Source organism: Yersinia sp. SCPM-O-B-9106 (C-191), assembly GCF_026183365.1.
GTDB lineage: Bacteria > Pseudomonadota > Gammaproteobacteria > Enterobacterales > Enterobacteriaceae > Yersinia > Yersinia rochesterensis.
This window is the reverse complement of the sequence record NZ_CP110791.1, coordinates 2,992,379-3,015,392: the sequence shown is the minus strand read 5'-3', so window position 1 is coordinate 3,015,392 and position 23,014 is coordinate 2,992,379. Positions and strand designations below refer to the sequence as shown.

Here is a 23,014-nt window from a genome sequence, read left to right as displayed (position 1 = left end):
TTTCATGGAGAAATATATGAACTACCGCCTGATTGGGCTGGCTTTTGCTACCGTGCTTTTAGTGGGGTGTGCCAGTCGTTCGCCGGATAATTTGGAGCAGGGCCGCTCAGATCCGTTGGAAGGTTTTAACCGGGCAATGTTCAATTTTAACTATGAGGTTCTTGACCCTTATATCGTGCGGCCGGTAGCTGTGGTTTGGCGTGATTACGTGCCACAACCCGCCCGTAATGGGATGAGTAATTTCTTGGGGAACCTTGAAGAGCCGGCCAGTATGGTCAATAGCTTCCTGGTCGGTGATCCGTACAATGCCATGAAGCACTTTAACCGCTTCTTCCTAAATACTCTTTTGGGGATGGGCGGGTTAATTGACGTCGCCGGTATGGCGAACCCGAAACTGGCGAAAGAAGTTCCGCACCGTTTTGGTAGCACCTTAGGGCATTATAATGTTGGTTATGGCCCCTATGTGGTATTACCGGCCTATGGTAGTTTCACCATTCGTGAAGATGGGGGCGATGCGGTTGATTACGTCTATCCAGTGCTGAGTTATCTGACCTTCTGGATGTCGGCGGGTAAATGGGTGCTTGAAGGGGTAGAAACCCGTGCGCAGCTATTGGATTCCGATGGTTTGCTGCGTAATTCCTCCGACCCATATCTAATGGTGCGTGAAGCCTACTTCCAGCGCTATGATTTCTTGGCGAATGGCGGGCAATTAAAACCGGAAGTTAATTCCAATGCTCAAGCTATTCAGGGCGATTTGGAAAGTATCGATTCAGCTAACTGATAGAGATGTTAGCCTGAAAATAAAAAAGCGCCGTAAGGCGCTTTTTTTGTGGGCAATTATTGATTAAATAATGCCGATTAGAAAGCGTAGTTGAAGTTCACGCCATACAGCAGTGCAGTACCTTTAGAGTCGAACTCATAAGTTTGTCCGCCCAATCCTGTTGGTGTTTTTTCCGTGATGTGCACGTTTTGACCGTGCATATAGGAAATACCAACATCAACAGATGCATCTTTGTTGAAGGCGTAGGTGGTACCAGCACTTATCCAGAAACGATCTTGGTCTGGAATCGAGATAGTGCGGTTATCTGCTGGAACCGGGCTATCATCAAAGGCAATACCGGTACGGAAAGTCCAGTTATCATCGTAATAATAGGTGGTACCCAGCGCGATACGGTAAGCATCGTGGAAGCCTTCTTGCTTCTCAAACAGGGTTTGGCCGTTGGTTCCGGTTGCTTTCAGCTCTTTGAACTGGCTCCAACTGGTGTAGGCCAAGCTATAGTGGATAGCCCATTGTGGCGCGACTTTATTGTAGCCGGACACTTCCCACACTTCCGGCAGGTTCAGGGTCAGGGCGCCAGGGATTGTTTGGCCTGCTAATCCACCAAGTAGAGGAGGCAATTGGTTACTGAAGTCGCCATCAAAGTCGATCTTCACTTTTGAACGGTAGGTGAAACTGTAACGGTTTTCTTTATCCACTTCATACAGAACGCCCGCATTCCAGCCATAGCCCCATTTGGTTCCTTCCATACGGGTAACTTCGGTGCCCGGCGTTTGTGGAATAGGTAACTGTGGACCAGCTTCACCTGCATGGCGCACAATCTTCGCATCGGCATAAACCGCATTGAAGCCCAGACCAAAGCTGAAGTTTTCATTCAGGCGGTAAGCACCGCTCAGATTGAGGTTCGCAGTTTTCAGATCAGTTTTGCCACCCAGAGAACCGACAACATAATCATCATTAAATTCAGTGGCTAAACCGTAATTAGAGGTGCCGGAAGCACCAATCGCCCACTGTTCATTCAGCGGCATAATAAAGTGGATATTGGGGATCCACGCGGATGGCGCGATATTTTTGGCGCTGGTACTTTGGCCACTTGGTGATGTCCCACTGATATCAACATTCGGATCGACATACACGAAGCCACCAGAGAAAGAAGGACGGTCGAACAATGTCATTGCGGCGGGGTTGCGGCTACCAACAGAAGCATTGTCAGCAACAGCGCCTTCACCAGAGAAAGAGCGGCCCAATGCAGCTGCTGAATATTCATTTAGCTGAAAGCCAGCCGCAGAAACGTTCGAAGAAACCAGTGCTACTGCAGCTGCCAGAGCTGATCGGGTAAACAGGTTTTTCTGGTTCATGACCAAAACCTCATTATTTTATTTAAACTATGTTACTTACCGTAACAAGAGAATGCGGGATTGTAGGGTCCGTCATCGGTCAGACAAAGCAGACCAGTGGCTGAAGTATAGGTCCGACCTGTGTGCGTGTTGCAAGTATGTTTTAGGATTTGGTCAATTTTGATTGCAAAAAATAGACGTAGTTAACAAAAAAATTACAATTCGGTAGCAATTAATACATTATCGATGAGAGTGCGAACAAATTTAGTGTGATATCCGTCACTTAATAGGCCTATAAACAGTAAGTCCTAGTGCCTTGTGACCTAGGGGAGTAAAATGACAGTAGAGAAAATATTTTTTTTTGCACTCTGCCTTATCTGCGTTAATTGATAGCTGATGTGCGTTTATTTTGAAATATCCGTTGAGGAGAATTGAAGATGTCAGATGCAATCAATCGTTGTAGTGCGGAAGAAACCGCAGCTTGCTGCTGTATAGATGTAGGCACTATCATGGACAATACTGATTGTACCGCGTCCTATAGCTGTGTATTCGACAACCGTGCTGATGCTGAAGCCATGCTGAAAACGCTGACTGAAAAAGCGCGTGCCGTTGAATCTGAACCTTGCCTGATCGAACATAAGCTGGAAGAAACTGAAGATGGTGTGCGCTTAGCCATTGATTTCACTTTCTCCTGCCAGGCAGAAACCATGATCTTCCAGTTAGGTCTGCGTTAATTTGCACTTTGTTGTAAGTTGATTCAGATAAGTTGAATACCCCTAAAACGCGGAGCTTTTTGCTTCGCGTTTGTATTGATACCTTCCTACAGCTCGCGCTGAATTTATTGCATCAGAAATATCAGCTTTATATGTCTTATCCACCCGCCAGTTCCTCTCTTTCCTTTCTTTTTATGGCGAAAAGTTGCTCCTGCTCTCACTTTCCTGCTCTATAGGTTTACCAAATGTAAATGTTTGGTTAACAATAATTGGATCAGGTCAGACCTGTTATTTTGTTATGCTTTAATAAAAGCCACTTTGACTTATCAGGAGCATGTATGAGTAAGCCATTACCGCTAGTGACACGCCAGGGCGATCGCATTGCTATAGTCAGTGGCCTGCGAACTCCTTTTGCCAAGCAGGCAACTGCTTATCACGGCGTGCCAGCTGTAGATTTAGGCAAAATTGTGGTCAGTGAACTTTTGGCCAGAAGCGGTGTTGCTCCTGAATTCATTGATCAACTGGTGTTTGGTCAAGTCGTCCAAATGCCGGAAGCACCAAACATCGCGCGGGAAATCGTGCTGGGAACGGGCATGAGTGTACATACCGATGCTTACAGTGTCTCCCGTGCCTGTGCGACTAGCTTTCAGGCGGTGGCCAATGTGGCGGAAAGTATCATGGCTGGCTCAGTGACTGTGGCGATCGCCGGTGGCGCGGATTCTTCCTCTGTTTTGCCTATAGGTGTCAGCAAAGCACTGGCGCGGACCTTGGTTGATGTCAATAAAGCACGAACTTTATCTCAACGATTGAAATTGTTTAGCCGGTTAAAATTGCGCGATTTGCTCCCGGTGGCTCCAGCTGTTGCAGAATATTCAACCGGCCTGCGGATGGGCGATACCGCTGAACAGATGGCAAAAACCTATGGTATTAGCCGCGAGGATCAGGACGCTTTAGCGCTGCGCTCTCACCAAATGGCGGCACAGGCCTGGCAGCAGGGATTATTACAAGATGAGGTGATGACAGCTTATATTCCGCCTTATCGTGATGCTATCACTGAAGATAATAATATCCGCAAAGATTCCACCATGGCGCAATATGCCAAATTACGTCCGGCATTTGATCGTAAGCACGGCAGTGTCACGGCGGCGAACAGCACGCCACTGACCGACGGGGCGGCGGCAGTCATGATGATGAGTGAGTCAAAGGCTAAGGCGCTGGGTTTACAGCCATTAGGCTATCTGCGCAGTTTTGCGTTTTCGGCCATTGATGTCTGGCAAGACATGCTGTTAGGCCCCTCCTACGCAACCCCCTTAGCACTTGATCGCGCCGGAATAACACTGGCAGATTTAACCCTCATTGATATGCACGAAGCATTTGCGGCACAAACATTAGCGAACTTGAAAATGTTCGCCAGTGATAGCTTCGCACGCGAAAAGCTGGGCCGCAGTCAGGCAATTGGTGAAGTTGATATGAGTAAATTCAACGTATTGGGTGGATCAATTGCTTATGGTCATCCTTTCGCCGCGACCGGTGCGCGCATGATCACTCAAACATTGTATGAATTGCGTCGCCGCGGTGGTGGGTTAGGATTAACAACCGCCTGTGCTGCGGGTGGTTTGGGTGCCGCAATGATTTTGGAGGTGGAGTAATGAGCCAGGAAAATATTCTTAATCGCGGGGATGAAATAGCCATAGTTGGCTCTGCCGTTCCGGCCCACTCGGTTTTCACCCTCGATGTTCGGCCCGATAATATTGGTATCATCACCATTGATGTTGTCGGTGATAAAGTTAATACCTTAAAGGCTGAATTTGCAGAGCAAATTGCTGAAATACTGCAACAAGCGCAGGCTTTGAGTCAATTACAGGGTTTAGTCATTATTTCTGGCAAACCGGACTCTTTTATCGCCGGTGCAGATATCAGCATGATTGCTGCTTGTCGCACCGCACAAGATGCGCGTGTTCTGGCTCAGAAAGGGCAATCCATTCTGGCACAAATTGCGGCATTTCCAGTGCCGGTAGTCGCTGCTATCCACGGGGCTTGCCTCGGCGGTGGTCTGGAACTGGCGCTGGCGTGTCATAGCCGCATTTGCTCGCAGGATGATAAAACCGTGCTCGGTTTGCCTGAGGTACAGCTTGGGCTGTTGCCGGGGTCCGGTGGCACCCAGCGTTTGCCGCGTCTGGTGGGGGTGAGTAAGGCACTGGATATGATCTTGACTGGCCGGCAGGTTCGCGGCCGTCAGGCACTTAAAATGGGGCTGGTGGACGACGTGGTGCCGCACGATATTTTGCTTGATGTGGCTATCCAGCGGGCTAAAGCCGGTTGGCTTGATAAGCCCGTCTTGCCGTGGCAGGAGCGTTTGCTTAGCGGCCCATTAGGTAAATCATTGTTATTTAATATTGTTCGTAAGAAAACACGGGAAAAGACAAAAGGTCATTATCCAGCAGCCGAGCGTATTATTGATGTGGTGCGTAAGGGGTTAGACCACGGCGGCCCTGCGGGTTATGAAGCCGAAGCAAAAGCCTTTGGTGAGCTGGCAATGTCTCCTGAGTCAGCAGCATTACGCAGCTTGTTTTTTGCGACCACCTCGCTGAAAAAAGAGACTGGTGGCAAAGAACAGCCTCGGGCTATCCATCGAGTCGGGGTATTAGGTGGGGGGCTGATGGGCGGAGGTATAGCCAATGTGACTGCAACACGTGCGGGTTTACCGGTTCGGATTAAAGATATCAATCCAACAGGTATTAACCAGGCGCTGAAATATACCTGGGATACCTTGGGCGAGCGGGTGCGTAGCAAGCGGATGCGCCCGACAGAGCGGCAACGCCAGATGATGCTGATTTCCGGCAGCACTGATTATTGTGGCTTTGGTAATGTGGATATTGTGGTTGAGGCGGTATTTGAAGATTTGTCGTTGAAGCAGCAGATGGTGGCAGATATTGAGCATTTCGCTGCACCTCATACCATTTTCGCTTCCAACACTTCGTCACTGCCGATAAGTGATATCGCGGCACAGGCACAGCGGCCAGAGCAGGTTATCGGTCTGCATTACTTTAGCCCGGTGGATAAAATGCCATTGGTGGAAGTTATTCCGCATGCAAAGACTAGCGAAGCAACCATTGCAACCACTGTTGCTTTAGCACGTAAACAGGGAAAAACAGCGATTGTGGTGGCAGATTGTGCCGGGTTCTATGTAAACCGTATTTTGGCTCCATACATTAATGAAGCAGCTCGCTGTATATTAGATGGTGAACCTATCGATTTAATTGATAAGGCTCTGGTCGATTTCGGCTTTCCGGTAGGCCCGATAACCTTGTTGGATGAAGTTGGGATTGATGTGGGCACCAAGATAATGCCCATTCTGGTAGAGAAATTAGGGGCACGTTTTGCTGCGCCGCCTTCATTTGATGTCATTTTGAAAGATGGGCGGAAAGGGCGTAAAAATGGCCGCGGTTTCTATCTTTATCCAGCTAAAAGTAGCGGTTTCAAGTGGAAGAAAAGTTCCGGTAAGCAAGTGGACACCAGCGTTTATACCTTACTCGGTGTCACACCGAAGGCCCATCTCGAATCTGCCGTGATAGCACAGCGTTGCGTCATGATGATGCTGAATGAAGCCGCACGTTGTCTGGATGAATCTATTATCCGTAACCCGCGCGATGGGGATATTGGTGCGGTGTTTGGGATTGGTTTCCCACCGTTTTTAGGCGGGCCTTTCCGCTATATGGACAACCTAGGCGCAGAAACAATGGTAAAAACACTGAATTTGCTCGCGCAACAGTATGGTGAGCGCTTTGAACCTTGCCCATTATTGGTCACGATGGCCGAGCAGCAACAAAGGTTTTATCCGCTGGAAAATAGTATAAATGAGCGGGCAGTCAATCCCGAAAATTAAGAGTGTGAACGGGATCACCACCTGCAATTCTAACCATTCAGGTGGCTGTACACTGAGGGCAACCCGCGCTACTTTAAATTAGAATCACGCAAAGTGACTATTCGTGCCAAAATGAATGAATAGCCATTTATTGTGCAGGTGATAGAGTTTAGATTAAGCTGTTGATATGGTTACTCTGTAACCAGTCAAAGTTGGCTGTTGGTGTTGATGGTGTAAAAACAGCCATTTTCTTTACCTTAAGTTTCAGGCAAAATGCCCGGCCGCCATAGAGAGACGGCGCGTTATCGTTATGAAGTTTCTTTGCTTTCAAGCAAAGGTTTCGGCGGTACAGCACGCAAAGCGTTTCTGTATAGCGTTATTTTGTTAACAAAAACGGTGCAATATGCAAGTTTTCATTATGCGTCACGGTGACGCGGCCCTAAACGCACCCAGTGATGCGCAAAGGCCTCTTACTCTGTGTGGTCAGGATGAATCACGCCAGATGGCAAGCTGGTTAAACGACCAGTCAGTCGATATTGAAAGGATTTTGGTTAGCCCATACTTACGTGCAGGGCAAACATTAGAAGTGGTGCGCGGGGTGATGACGCTTCCGGCAGAGCAGGAAGTGATGCCAGAATTAACGCCGGGTGGGGATGCCGCTTTTGTATGTTGCTATTTACAAGCACTGGCAAAAGAAGATTGTGCTACGGTGTTGGTTATTTCGCACTTGCCGCTGGTCGGGTATTTGGTGGCTGAACTTTGTCCGGGGCAATGCCCGCCAATGTTTGCGACTTCAGCAATTGCTTGTGTTGATTTGGATGGCGAAACTGGCAAGGGGACGTTTGACTGGCAGGTTAGCCCGACACAACTTTTAGCTAAAGCTTGTCACGGCTAAGTATCATCTGAGCCAATGTTCAATAGGGTGCGGCATCACTGTCGCGCCTCTACTCGCCATATTTCAAATTGCATGTGTGTGGCAGCAAAATGCATCCTACCAGCCAACCCGGCTACTGCTCTAACTCAATTAACACCAATAATGCCGCTGTGCCACCCCATTCTTTCGGGGCTTGATGGAATGCCAGCACATCGGGATGCTGCGCCAACCACAGCGGGGTTTGCTGCTTCAAAACATGCTTGCCATGCCCATGCATAACACAGGCGCAATGCACGTGCTCGCGTTTGCAGGCCGCAATCAAGGCTCCCAACTCTTGCTTAGCTTGTTTTTGGGTTAACCCGTGTAAATCTAAAAACATATCGGGTGAATAATCACCCCGTCGAAGTTTTTTTACTTCAAAATGATCAACACCAGGCCGCACATAACGCGTCGGGCCGTCGGTATCTAATAGCGGTTGGAATTCATCAGAAAAATAATGACTGGCATCAACCTGCTCTTGCAGCAATCGTTCCGGCGCAATTTTTTTGCCGAGTTTGGGCGGCACACGATGGACAATTGTGTCTTGTTTCAGCTTCTTGGCTCCGGCTATCGACTCTTTAAATAGTGCTAATTCATCTGTTGTCAGGTGATATTTATTTTTCATTATCTGTTCATCGTACTTGTGCAATTTCCCCAGTTTACCTGTTGAGATGCATCTGTCTAAATAAATGTAATCTTAAGATTGGTGGCTTTAATGTGTATTTCATTATTTGGTTATCATTCAACTGATGTATTGCTGCTGATTTGTGGCGGGCTTCATGGCAAACTAGGGGCATAGATAATGATTTTATGCCCTAGCTGGAGAATACCTTGGACAAGATTTTCGTCGACGAAGCAGTAAACGAGCTGCACACCATTCAGGATATGCTGCGTTGGGCAGTCAGCCGTTTTAATGCGGCCAATATTTTTTATGGTCACGGTACTGATAATCCGTGGGACGAAGCGGTGCAATTGGTTTTTCCAAGCCTATTTTTACCGATAGATATTCCAGAAGATATGCGCAATGCGCGCCTGACATCCAGTGAGCGCCATCGTATTGTCGAGCGAGTTATTCGCCGGGTCAATGAGCGCATTCCAGTTGCTTACCTAACTAATAAAGCCTGGTTCTGTGGCATGGAATATTATGTTGATGAGCGTGTATTGGTGCCACGCTCACCCATTGGCGAGCTGATTAATAACAATTTTGATGGGCTGATTCGCCATCAACCTAAACATATTCTGGATATGTGTACTGGCAGCGGCTGTATTGCCATTGCTTGTGCCTATGCCTTCCCGGAAGCGGAAGTGGATGCTGTTGATATCTCCAATGATGTGCTGGCAGTCACTGAGCACAATATTCAGCAGCATGGTATGGAGCATCAGGTCACGCCAATTCGCTCCGATCTATTCCGTGATTTACCGCCTATCAAATATGACCTGATTGTCACCAACCCGCCGTATGTTGATGCCGAAGATATGGCCGATTTACCGGATGAGTTCCGCTTTGAACCTGAGCTGGGCTTAGCTGCGGGTAGTGATGGTCTGAAACTGGCCCGCCGCATTCTGGCCTGTGCGCCAGACTTTTTACAAGATGATGGTGTGCTGATTTGCGAAGTGGGCAATAGCATGGTGCATTTAATGGATCAATATCCGGATGTACCTTTCACTTGGCTGGAGTTTGACAATGGCGGTGACGGCGTCTTTATGTTGACTAAACAACAACTGATTGATTGCGCACCACATTTCAGTATATATCGTGATTAATTATTCACTTTAAATCTGTCAGGGTGGCGAATACCGGCCTGACAAAGTGCTTATTAGAATTCAAGGAGCCGTGATGGCTGGGAACAGTATTGGGCAGTTTTTCCGCGTCACCACTTTTGGTGAATCTCACGGCATCGCCTTGGGATGTATTATCGATGGTGTTCCACCGGGAATTCCTATCACCGAGGCTGATATCCAGTTGGATCTCGACCGACGTCGCCCTGGCACCTCGCGCTATACCACTCAACGTCGCGAGCCGGATCAAGTGCGCATTTTGTCTGGTGTATTCGAGGGCGTCACCACCGGTACCAGTATCGGCTTGATGATTGAAAATACTGATCAGCGCTCACAAGATTACAGTGCGATTAAAGATGTATTTCGCCCAGGCCACGCCGATTACACTTATGAGCAAAAATACGGCGTACGCGATTATCGCGGTGGTGGCCGCTCTTCTGCCCGTGAAACGGCGATGCGCGTTGCCGCCGGTGCTATTGCGAAAAAATATCTGGCGCAGAAGTTTGGTGTGCAGGTACGCGGTTATTTGGCACAAATCGGTGATATCAGCTGTGATGTGGTTGACTGGGATCAAGTTGAGCAAAACCCATTCTTCTGTCCGGATGTGAGCAAATTGGAGTCACTGGATGCCCTGATGCGCGAGCTGAAAAAGGCCGGTGACTCTATTGGTGCCAAAATTACTGTGGTGGCTGAACATGTCCCGGTCGGTTTAGGCGAGCCAGTTTTTGACCGTTTAGATGCTGATTTAGCTCATGCGCTGATGAGCATCAATGCGGTGAAAGGGGTGGAAATTGGTGATGGTTTCGCGGTGGTCACTAAACGTGGTAGCGAAAACCGCGATGAAATTACTCCGCAAGGTTTCCAAAGCAACCATGCGGGCGGCATTCTAGGTGGGATCAGCAGCGGACAGCCAGTTGTAGCACATATCGCGTTGAAGCCGACCTCCAGCATCACGGTTCCGGGGCAGACGATTAACCGGCAGGGCGAAGCGGTTGAGATGATTACCCGTGGCCGCCATGACCCTTGCGTCGGCATTCGTGCTGTTCCGATTGCAGAAGCGATGATGGCAATTGTGTTAATGGATCACCTGCTGCGCCAGCGTGCACAGTGCGGTGATGTGGTTTCAGACGTCCCGCGCTGGTAAGCACCATGAAAAAATGGATAGCAGGCTTATTGGCACTGGTTGCCATCAGCCCGGTTATGGCGGCGACGCCATGGCAACAGATTACCCACCCGGTGGCGGGGTCTCCGCAGTCAATTGGTGGTTTTGCCAATGGTTGTGTTATCGGCGCGATGCCTTTGCCGCTAGAATCGGCAGACTATCAGGTGATGCGCCCGGATCAACGCCGTTATTTTGGTCATCCTGATTTGCTGAATTTTATTCATCGGCTGAGTGATAAAGCCCAGAAAAATCAGCTTGGTACGGTGTTGATTGGTGATATGGCGATGCCAGCAGGTGGGCGTTTTAGCAGCGGACATGCTAGCCATCAGTCGGGGCTGGATGTGGATATTTGGCTACAATTGCCGAAACGGCGCTGGAGTCAGCAGCAATTATTAAAACCACAACCTATTGATTTGGTAGCTGTTGATGGTAAACGAGTGGTGCCAGCATTATGGCAATCGCAAGTTGAAAGCCTGATTAAACTGGCCGCCAATGATGATGAAGTAACGCGTATTTTCGTCAACCCGGCGATTAAAAAGCAGCTTTGTTTAGATGCCGGAGTGGACCGTACCTGGTTGCATAAAGTGCGCCCATGGTTTGGTCATCGTGCCCATATGCATGTGCGCTTGCGTTGCCCGGCAGATAGTCTGGAATGTCTGGATCAAGACACGCCACCGCCGGGTGATGGGTGTGGCGCAGAATTGGAAAGTTGGTTCCAGCCCCATCAGCCAAGTGCTAAACCGGGTAAAACCTTACCACCGCCATTGCCGCCTTCCTGTCAGGCTTTGTTGGATAACCATTTCGCTGCGGAATAAATCATGGATTGGTTTACCCTGGGTCCTGCGGTTTTGGGGATATTGTTTTTAGTCGCTATATTGGCCGGATTTATTGATTCCATTGCTGGCGGCGGCGGGCTACTGACCGTCCCAGCACTGCTGGCGGTGGGGTTACCTCCGGCACAGGTTTTGGCGACCAACAAGCTGCAATCGGTCGGCGGGTCATTTTCTGCCAGCCTTTATTTTATCCGCCGTGGGGCGGTTAATCTGAAAGAGCAAAAGCTGACCATTGCTCTCACTGTGGTGGGGTCAATGCTGGGGGCTATTTTAGTCCAGCATATGCGGGCCGATATTCTGCGGCAAATCTTGCCGCTGTTGGTGATTGGCATTGGTGTCTATTTTCTGGTGACCCCCAAGCTTGGCGAGGTTGACCAGCAACGCCGTTTGTCGGCGGTGCCATTTGCTCTGATTGCCGGTGGTGGTGTGGGTTTTTATGATGGTTTCTTTGGCCCCGGAGCCGGTTCTTTCTATGCCTTGGCTTTTGTGACCCTGTGCGGTTTTAATCTGGCAAAATCCACGGCACATGCCAAAGTGCTCAATTTCACCTCCAATTTGGGTAGCCTGATTTTCTTTATTGTCGGCGGCAAAGTGGTGTGGAGTATTGGGTTGGTGATGCTGGTGGGGCAAGTTCTTGGCGCACGTCTTGGCGCTCACATGGTCTTGACCAAGGGGCAGAAATTGATTCGCCCAATGATTGTCGTGGTGTCATTAGTTATGAGCTGCAAGCTGCTGTACGACAGCCACGGTGCCGAGATCTCCACATGGCTAGGATTACATGTTTTCGCCTAATTCATATTTTATACTCTAAATAATTCGAGTTTCAGGAAGGCGGCAATCGAATGAATCCCGATGAGCTTACTCAGGTAAGTGATTCGGGTGACAAACCTGCCGGGAGCAGATTTGAACGCTGCTTGCAGCGGCCTCGCAGAGGCGAGGCCCATGGACGGGCCGAGTAACGACTGCAGCCAACGCACATGCAGCTTGAAGTATGACGAGTATAGTGCTCTTACGGACCCAAGCATGACTCATGATTATCAGCAATTAATTGATATTTTTAATGCCTGTTTTAGCGAGAAATATAATACGCGGTTGGTGAAAGGCGATGATGAACCTATCTATCTGCCCGCCGATGAGCAGTTTTCTTATCATCGAGTGATTTTCGCCCATGGCTATTATGCCAGCGGGATGCATGAAATCTCCCATTGGTGTATTGCCGGGGAAGAACGCCGTAAATTGGTGGATTTTGGCTATTGGTACTGTCCCGATGGGCGTGATGCATTAACGCAAAGCCAGTTTGAAGCAGTAGAAATTAAGCCGCAGGCGCTGGAGTGGATGTTTTGTGTGGCCGCCGGTTTCCCGTTCAATGTCAGTTGCGATAATCTGGAAGGTGATTGCGAGCCAGACCGCATTACATTTCAGCGCAAAGTACGCGAACAGGTGCTATGGCACTTGGAAAACGGCATATCCCCACGACCAGCGGGCTTTATTCAGGCGCTACAATCGTTTTACAATACGCCACCGTTGGTGCCAGCGCTTTTCCCTTACCCGGAAGATTTCGTATAGCGTTATGTATTGCATTGATATAAAAGAAAAATTTAGGGGAAGTGATGATCGCAGAGTTCGAAACGCGCATCTTGGCGCAGATAGATGACATGGTAGAGTACGCCAGCGATGATGATTTATTTGCGGGCGGCTACCTGCGCGGGCATCTAACATTGGCCGTTGCTGAATCTGAAGAGTTTGGTGAGCACACTGCCGAGCAGCTACATGCACGGGTGCAGACCAGTCTGGATAAGGCCATCAAAGCCGGTGAACTTTCTCCACCGGATCAGGCTTTGGTTTTGGGGTTGTGGGATCGTTTGTTGGAACAAGCCCAAAATCCCCTTCGTCCTTGAAGCCGCAGGGGTGTTAACTACGCTCACGCACCCGAATCACTTACCGGTGTAAGCTCATCGGGGTTTGTTCACTTGCTGCCTACCTGCGACGTCAATGACTTTGGGGATTCATACGTCCTTGAAGCCGCAGGGGTGTTAGCTACGCTCACGCACCCGAATCACTTACCGGTGTAAGCTCATCGGGGTTTGTTCACTTGCTGCCTACCTGCGACGTCAATGACTTTGGGGATTCATACGTCCTTGAAGCCGCAGGGGTGTTAGCTACGCTCACGCACCCGAATCACTTACCGGTGTAAGCTCATCGGGGTTTGTTCACTTGCTGCCTACCTGCGACGTCAATGACTTTGGGGATTCATACGTCCTTGAAGCCGCAGGGGTGTTAGCTACGCTCACGCACCCGAATCACTTACCGGTGTAAGCTCATCGGGGTTTGTTCACTTGCTGCCTACCTGCGACGTCAATGACTTTGGGGATTCATACGTCCTTGAAGCCGCAGGGGTGTTAGCTACGCTCACGCACCCGAATCACTTACCGGTGTAAGCTCATCGGGGTTTGTTCACTTGCTGCCTACCTGCGACGTCAATGACTTTGGGGATTCATAAGTCCTTGAAGCCGCAGGGGTGTTAGCTACGCGATTCTCCGGCTAAGATAATATCGGATCGCGATGTTGCACTGGCCGGCCTTTCAGTAATTTTCGAATCCAAAATCGGTTAGGATTCAGTGCCGCTAGCGTGGTTGCATCTAATGGCTGTGGTTCGCCAAACATTTGTGCGGCTAGGATTTCTGCCACCAATGGCGCACTGCACAAACCGCGTGATCCCAAAGCTCCCACCATAAATAACTCCGGCCACACCGGCGCGAGAGGAATTTCCTCACCACGTTGGACTTTTCGCTGTAAATCCTGATATTGCGCCAGTGTTGCGGCGTAATCAGGCACTGCGCCCACCATCGGTAAATGATCACGAATAGCACAGCGCACACCGCAGCGCGCCTGATTATCACTGACATCCACTTGCTGCGGCCAACTGACATTTGGCAGGCAACGTAACAGGCGATCCCGGTTTTCTTGCTGTTCGTCGGCACGAAAATCAGTCGCCACATCACCGCGCTGGTAACTGGCACCAATACAGTGATGCTCATTCGCCGGGTTTACCGGCGTCAGATACCCGTCGTAGCACAGCACTTGCCGCAATTGGCTGAGTATCGGCGTGGTAGGAATGTGCGAAACTTGCCCGCGCACAGCCGACAGCGGCAGGTGCCGAGTTTGTTCCCATTCAGGTAAGCGGTGACCTGTGGCCAGCACCACAGTGGCATGTTGTCTGCTTGCCTGCGGTTGTTTGTTTGCTAGCGATTGCTTGAATGTGAGTTGCCATAACCCGTCAACCCGGTCTAGTTGATGCAGTTCATGCCCATAGTGGCAGGTCATACCCTTTTGTTGCGCTAGCGTCATGAGCGCTGTAGTGAGGTCTGATGGGCAAAGCCAACCACCGGCGGGGTAGTGGATACCGTCGTGAGCGCAATCTAACCCGGCCAACGCACTCAGTTGTTCACGGCTCATCGCTTCGGCAAGTAATACCGGCCAGTCGGTTTGCAGCATTTTATCAATCTTGCCACGACTTTTTTCGTCAAAGGCCAATTGGCTGACACCACACCATTGATGGTCAAAGTGAATACCTTGCTCAAGCAATTGGTCATATTGACGACGGGCAAAGGTAAAAGCGCGGGTGAAGAAGGTTTCCAGCGCATCACTTTTGCCATTCAGCAGTGGGTAGAGTGCACCTTGCCGGTTACCTGAGGCACCTTGGGCGGGTTGCGTATCAGCACAGTAAAGTGTGACTTTGGCACCACGGCGCAGCAAGGCCAATGCGGTTAATGCGCTGACAATTCCTCCGCCGATAATCGCGATATCATCACAATGGGTAGCAGAGGGCCGATGATACCAAGGTGCGTATTGGTCAGTAAGCAGGTTGTGTGGCAACGTGCCGGTCAGCATTTCGCGTTTCTGACCAAAACCTTTGACTTTCGCGACGTCAAATCCTGCTTGTTGCAACCCGCGGCGCACAAATCCGGCAGCAGTAAATGTGGCAAATGTGCCCCCCGGCCTTGCCATGCGAGCCATGGCACTAAACAGCGTATCATTCCACATATCAGGGTTTTTAGCCGGCGCAAACCCATCAAGGAACCATGCATCTACCTGATTATTCAAGCTGGAATCCAACTGTGGCAGCAGAGTATTCACATCACCAAACCATAGATCCAGCGTGATAGTTCCGTCTGCCAGCAAAATGCGGTGACACCCGGCAAGGGGCAATGGCCATTGGGCGCGCAGTTGCTCGGCAAAAGAGCTTAGCTCCGGCCAATGGTCATGGGCTGCGGCTAAATCGGCGATCTGAAGCGGGTATTTCTCGACGCTAATATAGTGCAAACGCTGGAGTTTAGCCGTGGGGTGAAGCTGGCGAAACTGGGCGAAATCTCGCCATAATGTTAGGAAATTCAACCCAGTACCAAAACCTGTCTCAGCAAAAATACAGTTATTTCGCGGGTGCTGTACAAAGCGCTCGGGGAAGCCATTTCCCTTAAGAAAAACGTGGTGAGTTTCCTCCAGTCCATCTTCATTGGAAAAATAGATGTCACCAAACTGTTCCGATACAGGTGTACCCTGTTCATTCCAGCTTAATGTTGCCGTTTGGATTGGGGAGTGGCTCACGTTTAAAGACTCGTATCTCAAGGGGTAGGGCGATTCTAACTATGTGACCCGCCGCGTGCAAATCGTAAAATTATCTGGGTATATTACGCTGATCGGACTTGTTCGGCGTACAACTGTACGCTAAAGTGCGTTGCAAAATCCCGAATGTAAAATAAGTGGAAGAGGTATTGAATGAAGCGTGCAGTCATTACTGGCTTGGGTATTGTATCCAGCATTGGTAATAACCAGCAGGAAGTTCTGGCATCTTTACAGGAAGGCCGCTCTGGCATTACTTTCTCTCAGGAATTTAAAGACGCAGGTATGCGCAGCCATGTATGGGGCGATGTAAAGCTCGCACCTGAGACTATTACAGAAAATATCGACCGTAAAGTGCTGCGCTTTATGAGCGACGCCTCTGTTTATGCTTATCTGTCTATGAAACAGGCCATTGAAGATTCTGGGCTGACGGAAGAACAAGTTTCTAATTTCCGTAGTGGGCTAGTGGTCGGCTCAGGTGGCGGTTCACCTCGCAACCAGGTTGCTGGTTCTGATGGCATGCGCGCAAAAGGTCTGCGTGGCGTAGGCCCTTATATGGTGACGAAAGCTATGGCATCCGGCGTGTCCGCGTGTCTGGCAACACCTTTTAAAATCAAAGGCGTAAATTACTCTATCAGTTCCGCTTGTGCGACCTCCGCTCACTGTATTGGCCATGCGCTGGAATTGATCCAGTTGGGCAAACAGGATGTGGTGTTTGCCGGTGGCGGTGAAGAACTGTGCTGGGAGATGTCCTGCGAGTTCGACGCAATGGGTGCATTGTCTACCAAATACAATGAAACTCCGGCCAAAGCTTCCCGTACTTATGATCAAGACCGCGATGGTTTTGTTATTGCAGGTGGCGGCGGCATGGTTGTCGTTGAAGAGTTGGAGCATGCTCTGGCCCGTGGCGCACATATCTATGCTGAGATTGTTGGCTACGGTGCAACTTCAGATGGCGCAGATATGGTTGCACCATCAGGTGAAGGCGCTGTGCGTTGTATGAAGATGGCAATGGAAGGTGTTGATACACCAATTGATTACATGAACGTACACGGCACTTCTACACCGGTAGGTGATGTGAAAGAGCTGGGCGCGATCCGTGAAGTCTTTGGTGATAACACCCCGGCTATCTCCTCAACCAAAGCGATGACCGGTCACTCTCTGGGTGCGGCCGGTGTACATGAAGCAATCTTCAGCCTGTTAATGGTTGAACACGGCTTTATTGCACCAAGTATTAATATTGAAAATCTGGATGAGAAAGCCGTAGGGATGAATATCATCACTGAGCCAACTCAACGCGGATTGACCACTGTGATGTCTAACAGCTTCGGTTTCGGCGGAACTAACGCCACATTGGTTATGCGTAAATACCAGAAATAAGACTAAACGCAGATATTTCTGCTAGTTTATTCTTTATAATTAGGCCTGCGAGAGATCGCAGGCTTTTTTATTTGCTATAAAATAAAAGTACCTCTAGAAAATAATTCTCATTATCAGATAAACCTATTTTTTGTTAACTTTATCTTTTTGTGCAAAAGAAAGTGGGCCGATCACAAGTTATTCATAAAAATATCTTATACTAAATATCCCACATGTATAACACTACATAAAGTAGGTGATTGAATGGTAACGTATTAAGATAAATCTTACTGGTTCTTAATAAGTTTATATTCTTTTAAGGTCAAATTTAGAGTTAAAAAATCCTTGCCTGCCCAAAACCGTTAATTCACAATATTAGAACAATAATTAAACAAGCTTATTTGTGTCTTTTAATTTATCAACACAGCAGGGTAGTTTAATGAACTATAATCAAAGTGCTCATAATTTTAAGATTGCTGATTTAAACGAGCGAGTTGTTCATGAAATTCTCGAAGTGATAAGTGATGGTATCTGGGATTGGAATGCAAACAATGGGTTCGTTTACCGTAATACCGGTTGGTATGAAATGCTGGGGTATCCTGCCCATGCTTTTGAAAATACAGTGCATACTTGGGAAAAAATTATTCACCCAGAAGATTTTGAAAGAGTTATGTTTCAGTTTGATGCGTATATTAACCAGCAGGCCGAAAAATACCAGATAGAATATCGTTGCCTAACTCATGACGGTGACTATATCTGGATTGAAGATCGCGGTAAGGTGATTGAACGTAACATTGACGGTACAGTGTCAAGAATGATAGGCGCACACCGGAATATTCATGATAGAAAACAGCGCCTTGAAAAATTGGAACTAAAAAATAAATCATTGGAAGCTTTAGTTGAAGAACGAACCGCCGAGTTACGTGAAAGTAATTTTCAGCTTCAGCAGCAATTAGATATCGAAAAGATACTTTCGGAAACGGATGTATTAACGTCCACGGCGAATCGTTATTTGTTGGAAAAAGTACTGAAGCATGAATATAACCGTGCTAAGCGTTTTTGCCAGCCGCTATCATTACTTTCGCTGGATTTAGATAATTTTAAACCAATTAATGACAAATATGGCCATTCGGTTGGAGATTTAACATTGACACATGTTGTTGATGTTATTAGCAACAATATTAGGGAAGTTGACCTGTTAGGTCGTTGGGGCGGCGATGAATTTATGATTGTTTTACCTAATACCCAATTAAATGAGGCTAAATGCATCGCGGAGAAAATTAGGCATCTGATTGAGATAATGCCCGTAGATGGCGATATTCATATCACAATGAGTTTAGGTGTGGTTGAGTTGGAACAAAAAGAATCGCAGGAACAGTTATTAATTCGGGCGGATAAAATGCTCTATAACTCAAAAGCTGCGGGCAAGAATAGGATCAGTGGCTGATGTCCTTGGCCCGCGATATTAATATCTGCAGGTATTGCTAGAGCTGGAGCGCATAATGTGCCGCTGCTTTGGCGTGTATTGCCGTGGTATCAAACACGGGCACACTGGCATCTTGCGCATTAACCAACAGGGTAATCTCAGTGCAACCAAAGATAATCCCTTGCGCACCTAGCGCTTCTAAATGGCCGATGATACGGCGATATTCCTGACGCGATGTTTCATTGATAATACCCAGACAAAGTTCTTCATAAATAATACGGTTAATAATTTCGCGGTCTTCACTATCCGGCGTAATGACCTCAATATTGTGCTTTTGGGTTAAACGACCACGATAGAAATCTTGCTCCATAGTATAACGGGTGCCGAGTAAACCGATTTTACTGATCCCTTGCTGTTTGATTTGTGCGGCAGTGGCGTCGGCAATATGTAATAAAGGTAATCCACTGACGGCTTCAATTTCATCTGCCACTTTGTGCATGGTATTGGTACACACGACAATAACATCTGCCCCAGCACGTTTTAATGAAACCGCAGCATCAGACAGCACCTGGCCCGCAGTTTGCCAATCCCCCTTGGCCTGCAACTGCTCAATGTCATGGAAATCAACACTGTAGAGAATAATCTTGGCGCTGTGCAATCCGCCTAATTGTTCTTTAACTTGCTGGTTGATTAGCCGGTAATAGGGAATAGTCGATTCCCAACTCATACCGCCAATAAGTCCCAAAATTTTCATCATTATTATTCCTATCTTTTGTCGGTGGCAGGCGAAAGTATGACGTCATATAAACAGCAAGATAACAGCCAGATATGCTGTAAGACAATATGAGGTAATGATGACCAGATAAGAATTTTATTAACGCTATATGACTCAGGATAACCGCCGGAGCGGCTATCCTGAATATGGACTAGAACCAGGCTTCCCACATTGCCCCGATGTTGAAAGAGTCAAGGCGTGTATCTTCGGTGTCAGTGGTGGTCGCAGTATGCTTGTTATCGACTTCACCCCCGGTGACATAGAAGCGCAGCATTGGTCTGAAGTCTGCACCCATCGCTATAGAGACATTCTGAGAAAGTGTCATCTTCCAGCCTTTGTTATCACCGCCGGTATCATAATCTACGCGCTGATAACCCGCTTCAAGCCAGGTTGAATGGATATCGTTCCAGAAATGCATTGGGCGAATAATGACACCATAGTTGCGGCGATTGTCCTCATTATGGTGACTTCTGTCGTAATCATGGAATGCTGCGAGGTAAGTTACAGAGGTTTGCTGTGTGAACTTATAGGTGCCCTCAAGGCTGGTATAAACAGTGCGAAGATCGTCAGTTTTGTTATAGACACTGTTATCTGAATTATCGGAATAGCGGGTAACCCACTTGTTCTCAATATTGTCGCCCTTATGACTGAGTACCACCGCAGTTTGCCAGGCTTTCAGCTTCTCTTCACTCTCAATAGCTTTAGAATCAAAACCATAGTTGGTAAATAGCTCAAAGTCGATCGGCCCCAACTGCACGCCATGTATTTTGGATGTCAGAGCATAATGGCCGTTATCACCGGTTCCCGACCCTCCGGTACAGGTGATGCGTGATGGATTTGATGGGTTTGCGACAACTTCTGGATTACAGGATTGCACCGAGCCGACAGCGGCGGCATCAAGTTGAACACCACCGAGATCCAAGTTTTTTATCCCAGTGCCTTGTCCATCATGGGTCATCCAGAAATAGTCGTTGATACCTTGTTGTGGGCGCTGATGGAAATCGCGACCGGCCCATAAATAGGCATTGGGTTGAGATTCAAATAAGTTAGTCACCCCGGCATAAGCTTTTTTCAGGTTAACTTCGTCACCCCAGTGGTCGAGCATAACCACCACATCCCAAATAGCGCCATTATCGCCTTTGAAGGCTTTAGAAAGCTGGAACTCCCCGCCGTTGCCCTCATTTCCCAAGCGGCCAATAGCTGAGGAACCATTATAAGAACCATCAACACCCACGTATTTTTGGTCACCCGCCTGGAAGTGTGCGCCATAACGCGCATATGCATTAAATTTTAGACCATAGGGGATGGCCATATCTGGAGTTGGTGGGGTAGATGATTTCTCAACCACATCTACACTGGGTTTTTGAATAGTAGCGGCTTCTATTTTTTCCTTACGTTCCGCTAGTGCTTTTTCTACCGCATCGGCAACTATTTTATTAAGTTGTTCGGTTGTAATGGTTGTCACTGTTTCTTGTGCCAGTACAGAAATAGGGCAAAGCGCGGCGATAACCGCTATTGCTAAAGGAAGTTGTTTATATATTTTCATCACTGTCTCATTTAATAATTTATTATATTAGACGATACTATCCCGCCTGAATTTGACAGGATAATAGTGCTATCACCAAGGTAAGGTTGTTTTTAATAATGTCATTATAATAAGGGTTATTTAAATTTTAGGCGTAATAATCTCTCCGTTTAAGATGGATAATATAATAATGTTTATATTTAAAAAATTAACGCTGATAAAGATGAATGATTTCTTCTGATAACTCTCGGGCCAGCAATGAGGTCATTAAATGGTCCTGAGCATGGACCATAATAAGCGTCATTGGTTGTCTGGCCTCTCCCGCATCCTGTTCAATCAGCTTGGTTTGCATATGGTGTGCCTGGCGGGCAAAGCCATCAGCTTCTTGTAGCAAACTTTTGGCTTTATCAATGTCGCCTTTTCGCGCGGCTTGTAGTGCTTCAAAGCACAAGCTACGTGATTGCCCGGCATTAACAATAATTTCCATTACTGCTTCTTCTAATTCGACCATTATTTATTCCTACTTTAATCAAAACCATTATTAACCGCGGTAGTGGCAAACCATTCCCCGCTTTTTTTGACAGTACGTTTTTGGCTAGATAAATCTAATTGAATAAAGCCATAACGGTTTTTATAACCATTGCACCAAGACCAGTTATCAATAAATGTCCACATGTGGTAACCAAGACAATTACAGCCTTCACTTATTCCTTTATGCAGCCATTTAAGGTGGTCGGATACGAAATCTATTCGATATTGATCGTTTATTTTTCCATCTTGTAAAAAACGCTCTTCATTTTCAACACCCATGCCATTTTCGGAAATAAAGCAGCGAGGGTTACCGTAATTAAGTCGTAAATTGGTCAAGATATCGTAAATTCCAGGCTCATAAATTTCCCATCCCCGATAAGGATTCATTTTACGGCCAGGCATTTCATAGGCATCAAACAGCCATTCCGGCATAAAAGGAGCTTGTGGATTTACTGCACTGTCACGGCATTTTACGCGCCGTGGCTGATAGTAATTAATACCCAGTAGATCGATTCTGCCTTCAGCAATGAGGGCTTTATCTCCTTGCAGCCGTACCGGCATCTGGTCGTAATCACACAGTAAATCAATCAGTTCCTGTGGATATTCACCGCGTAATGCCGGGTCAAGAAAACTGCGGTTAAACAATAGGTCTGCATATTCGGCTGCTTTCAGGTCAGCAGGGTTTTGCGATCGTGGGTATGAAGGTGTTAGGTTCAGCACGATACCGATTTCCCCCTCATACTGACCAGCGCGATAAACTTTAACCGCCGTCGCATGTGCCAACACCGTGTGATATGCCACCGTCGCTGCTCGTCTAAAATCCACCACATTGGGATAGTGGAAGTCATACAGATAGCCACCTTCAACAGGAACAATCGGCTCATTGAAAGTAAACCAATGCTTAACCCGGTCGCCGAACAGCTCAAAACACACTTCAGCATAGTGCTTCCAGGCATCAATCACTTCACGGTTTTCCCAGCCGCCTATCTCTTGCATCGCCATCGGCATGTCAAAGTGGAACAGAGTAATAAAGGGCGTAATATCTTGAGCCAGAAGTTCGTCTATCACATTGTTATAAAAGGCGACAGCTTCGGGATTGACTTCACCAACGCCATTTGGAATCAGGCGCGCCCAACTTAATGATGTCCGAAAGCTGTTGTGATTCAATTGCTTAAGCAACGCAATATCTTGCCGCCAGTTGCGATAGAATGTTGAGGTATCATTCGGGCCAATCTGCTGGTGAAAGCGCGACGGTTGGCTAGCGTACCAGGCATCCCAAGTTGTTGGGCTTTTGCCAGCGTGAAGACTTTCTCCTTCAGTTTGCAGTGCTGAGCTGGCACTGCCCCACCAGAAGTTATCCGGAAATTGGTATTTCATTAATCTGGTCTCTTTATGCAT

The 23,014-nt window shown here is 47.8% G+C and carries 20 protein-coding genes; 13 read left to right on the top strand and 7 right to left on the bottom strand.

The window, feature by feature from the left end:
- Nucleotides 1–16 precede the first annotated feature (16 nt).
- On the top strand, nt 17–781 hold the full coding sequence (gene mlaA, locus OP863_RS13745; protein WP_072088986.1) for a phospholipid-binding lipoprotein MlaA: 765 nt from the start codon (nt 17–19) through the stop codon (nt 779–781).
- A 77-nt stretch (nt 782–858) separates the two neighbouring features.
- On the opposite strand, the gene fadL is transcribed toward mlaA, so the two are convergent.
- On the bottom strand, nt 859–2,136 hold the full coding sequence (fadL, locus tag OP863_RS13740) for a long-chain fatty acid transporter FadL (RefSeq protein ID WP_186368319.1): 1,278 nt from the start codon (nt 2,134–2,136) through the stop codon (nt 859–861).
- 416 nt (nt 2,137–2,552) lie between these two features.
- On the opposite strand from fadL, the gene OP863_RS13735 reads away from it, so the two are divergent.
- The 4 genes from OP863_RS13735 (at nt 2,553) to sixA (ending at nt 7,588) form a co-directional block, all read left to right on the top strand.
- Nucleotides 2,553–2,849 (top strand): YfcZ/YiiS family protein, encoded by a 297-nt coding sequence (locus OP863_RS13735; protein WP_072088984.1) that lies wholly within the window; start codon nt 2,553–2,555, stop codon nt 2,847–2,849.
- A 317-nt stretch (nt 2,850–3,166) separates the two neighbouring features.
- Nucleotides 3,167–4,477: an acetyl-CoA C-acyltransferase FadI gene (gene fadI, locus OP863_RS13730; RefSeq protein ID WP_145587356.1), complete on the top strand. Its 1,311-nt coding sequence runs from the start codon at nt 3,167–3,169 to the stop codon at nt 4,475–4,477.
- The gene (gene fadJ, locus OP863_RS13725) at nt 4,477–6,714 is read left to right on the top strand and encodes a fatty acid oxidation complex subunit alpha FadJ (RefSeq protein WP_265525410.1); all 2,238 of its coding nucleotides are present in this window, start codon (nt 4,477–4,479) and stop codon (nt 6,712–6,714) included. The genes fadI and fadJ overlap by 1 nt, the downstream gene beginning before the upstream one ends.
- Before the next feature lie 382 nt (nt 6,715–7,096).
- Nucleotides 7,097–7,588, top strand: coding sequence for a phosphohistidine phosphatase SixA (gene sixA, locus OP863_RS13720; protein ID WP_145587352.1), 492 nt, complete (start codon nt 7,097–7,099; stop codon nt 7,586–7,588).
- 112 nt (nt 7,589–7,700) lie between these two features.
- On the opposite strand, the gene smrB is transcribed toward sixA, so the two are convergent.
- Nucleotides 7,701–8,231 carry an endonuclease SmrB gene (gene smrB / locus OP863_RS13715; protein WP_038631698.1) on the bottom strand — a complete coding sequence of 177 codons (531 nt, stop codon included), beginning with the start codon at nt 8,229–8,231 and terminating at the stop codon, nt 7,701–7,703.
- Between the two features lie 206 nt (nt 8,232–8,437).
- Here smrB and prmB point away from each other — a divergent pair, with 206 nt between their 5' ends.
- The 6 genes from prmB (at nt 8,438) to OP863_RS13685 (ending at nt 13,278) form a co-directional block, all read left to right on the top strand.
- Nucleotides 8,438–9,370, top strand: coding sequence for a 50S ribosomal protein L3 N(5)-glutamine methyltransferase (gene prmB, locus OP863_RS13710; RefSeq protein WP_038631700.1), 933 nt, complete (start codon nt 8,438–8,440; stop codon nt 9,368–9,370).
- Between the two features lie 73 nt (nt 9,371–9,443).
- Nucleotides 9,444–10,529, top strand: coding sequence for a chorismate synthase (gene aroC / locus OP863_RS13705; RefSeq protein ID WP_038631702.1), 1,086 nt, complete (start codon nt 9,444–9,446; stop codon nt 10,527–10,529).
- Nucleotides 10,530–10,534: 5 nt separating this feature from the next.
- Nucleotides 10,535–11,362 carry a penicillin-insensitive murein endopeptidase gene (gene mepA / locus OP863_RS13700; RefSeq protein ID WP_265525409.1) on the top strand — a complete coding sequence of 276 codons (828 nt, stop codon included), beginning with the start codon at nt 10,535–10,537 and terminating at the stop codon, nt 11,360–11,362.
- 3 nt (nt 11,363–11,365) lie between these two features.
- Nucleotides 11,366–12,172: a sulfite exporter TauE/SafE family protein gene (locus OP863_RS13695; RefSeq protein WP_038631705.1), complete on the top strand. Its 807-nt coding sequence runs from the start codon at nt 11,366–11,368 to the stop codon at nt 12,170–12,172.
- A gap of 231 nt (nt 12,173–12,403) precedes the next feature.
- Nucleotides 12,404–12,946 (top strand): elongation factor P hydroxylase, encoded by a 543-nt coding sequence (locus OP863_RS13690; RefSeq protein ID WP_038631707.1) that lies wholly within the window; start codon nt 12,404–12,406, stop codon nt 12,944–12,946.
- A gap of 44 nt (nt 12,947–12,990) precedes the next feature.
- Nucleotides 12,991–13,278, top strand: a complete 288-nt coding sequence (locus OP863_RS13685) for a YfcL family protein (protein ID WP_038631710.1) — start codon at nt 12,991–12,993, stop codon at nt 13,276–13,278.
- Between the two features lie 643 nt (nt 13,279–13,921).
- On the opposite strand, the gene mnmC is transcribed toward OP863_RS13685, so the two are convergent.
- Nucleotides 13,922–15,985, bottom strand: a complete 2,064-nt coding sequence (gene mnmC, locus OP863_RS13680; protein WP_265525408.1) for a bifunctional tRNA (5-methylaminomethyl-2-thiouridine)(34)-methyltransferase MnmD/FAD-dependent 5-carboxymethylaminomethyl-2-thiouridine(34) oxidoreductase MnmC — start codon at nt 15,983–15,985, stop codon at nt 13,922–13,924.
- 171 nt (nt 15,986–16,156) lie between these two features.
- Here mnmC and fabB point away from each other — a divergent pair, with 171 nt between their 5' ends.
- A complete protein-coding gene (gene fabB / locus OP863_RS13675) occupies nt 16,157–17,380 on the top strand; it encodes a beta-ketoacyl-ACP synthase I (RefSeq protein WP_050112952.1) in 1,224 nt (407 codons plus the stop codon).
- Nucleotides 17,381–17,798: 418 nt separating this feature from the next.
- Nucleotides 17,799–18,806 (top strand): sensor domain-containing diguanylate cyclase, encoded by a 1,008-nt coding sequence (locus tag OP863_RS13670; RefSeq protein ID WP_145591618.1) that lies wholly within the window; start codon nt 17,799–17,801, stop codon nt 18,804–18,806.
- Nucleotides 18,807–18,843: 37 nt separating this feature from the next.
- Here the strand turns inward: OP863_RS13670 and OP863_RS13665 are convergent, their stop codons facing one another.
- From OP863_RS13665 to OP863_RS13650, 4 genes are all read right to left on the bottom strand, one after another.
- Nucleotides 18,844–19,539 (bottom strand): aspartate/glutamate racemase family protein, encoded by a 696-nt coding sequence (locus tag OP863_RS13665; protein ID WP_167335065.1) that lies wholly within the window; start codon nt 19,537–19,539, stop codon nt 18,844–18,846.
- 172 nt (nt 19,540–19,711) lie between these two features.
- Complete coding sequence (locus OP863_RS13660; RefSeq protein WP_265525407.1) at nt 19,712–21,106, bottom strand: carbohydrate porin; 1,395 nt, start codon at nt 21,104–21,106, stop codon at nt 19,712–19,714.
- A 187-nt stretch (nt 21,107–21,293) separates the two neighbouring features.
- Nucleotides 21,294–21,596 carry a PTS lactose/cellobiose transporter subunit IIA gene (locus OP863_RS13655; RefSeq protein ID WP_004391580.1) on the bottom strand — a complete coding sequence of 101 codons (303 nt, stop codon included), beginning with the start codon at nt 21,594–21,596 and terminating at the stop codon, nt 21,294–21,296.
- A gap of 14 nt (nt 21,597–21,610) precedes the next feature.
- Nucleotides 21,611–22,993, bottom strand: coding sequence for a glycoside hydrolase family 1 protein (locus tag OP863_RS13650; protein WP_265525406.1), 1,383 nt, complete (start codon nt 22,991–22,993; stop codon nt 21,611–21,613).
- Nucleotides 22,994–23,014: the final 21 nt, after the last annotated feature.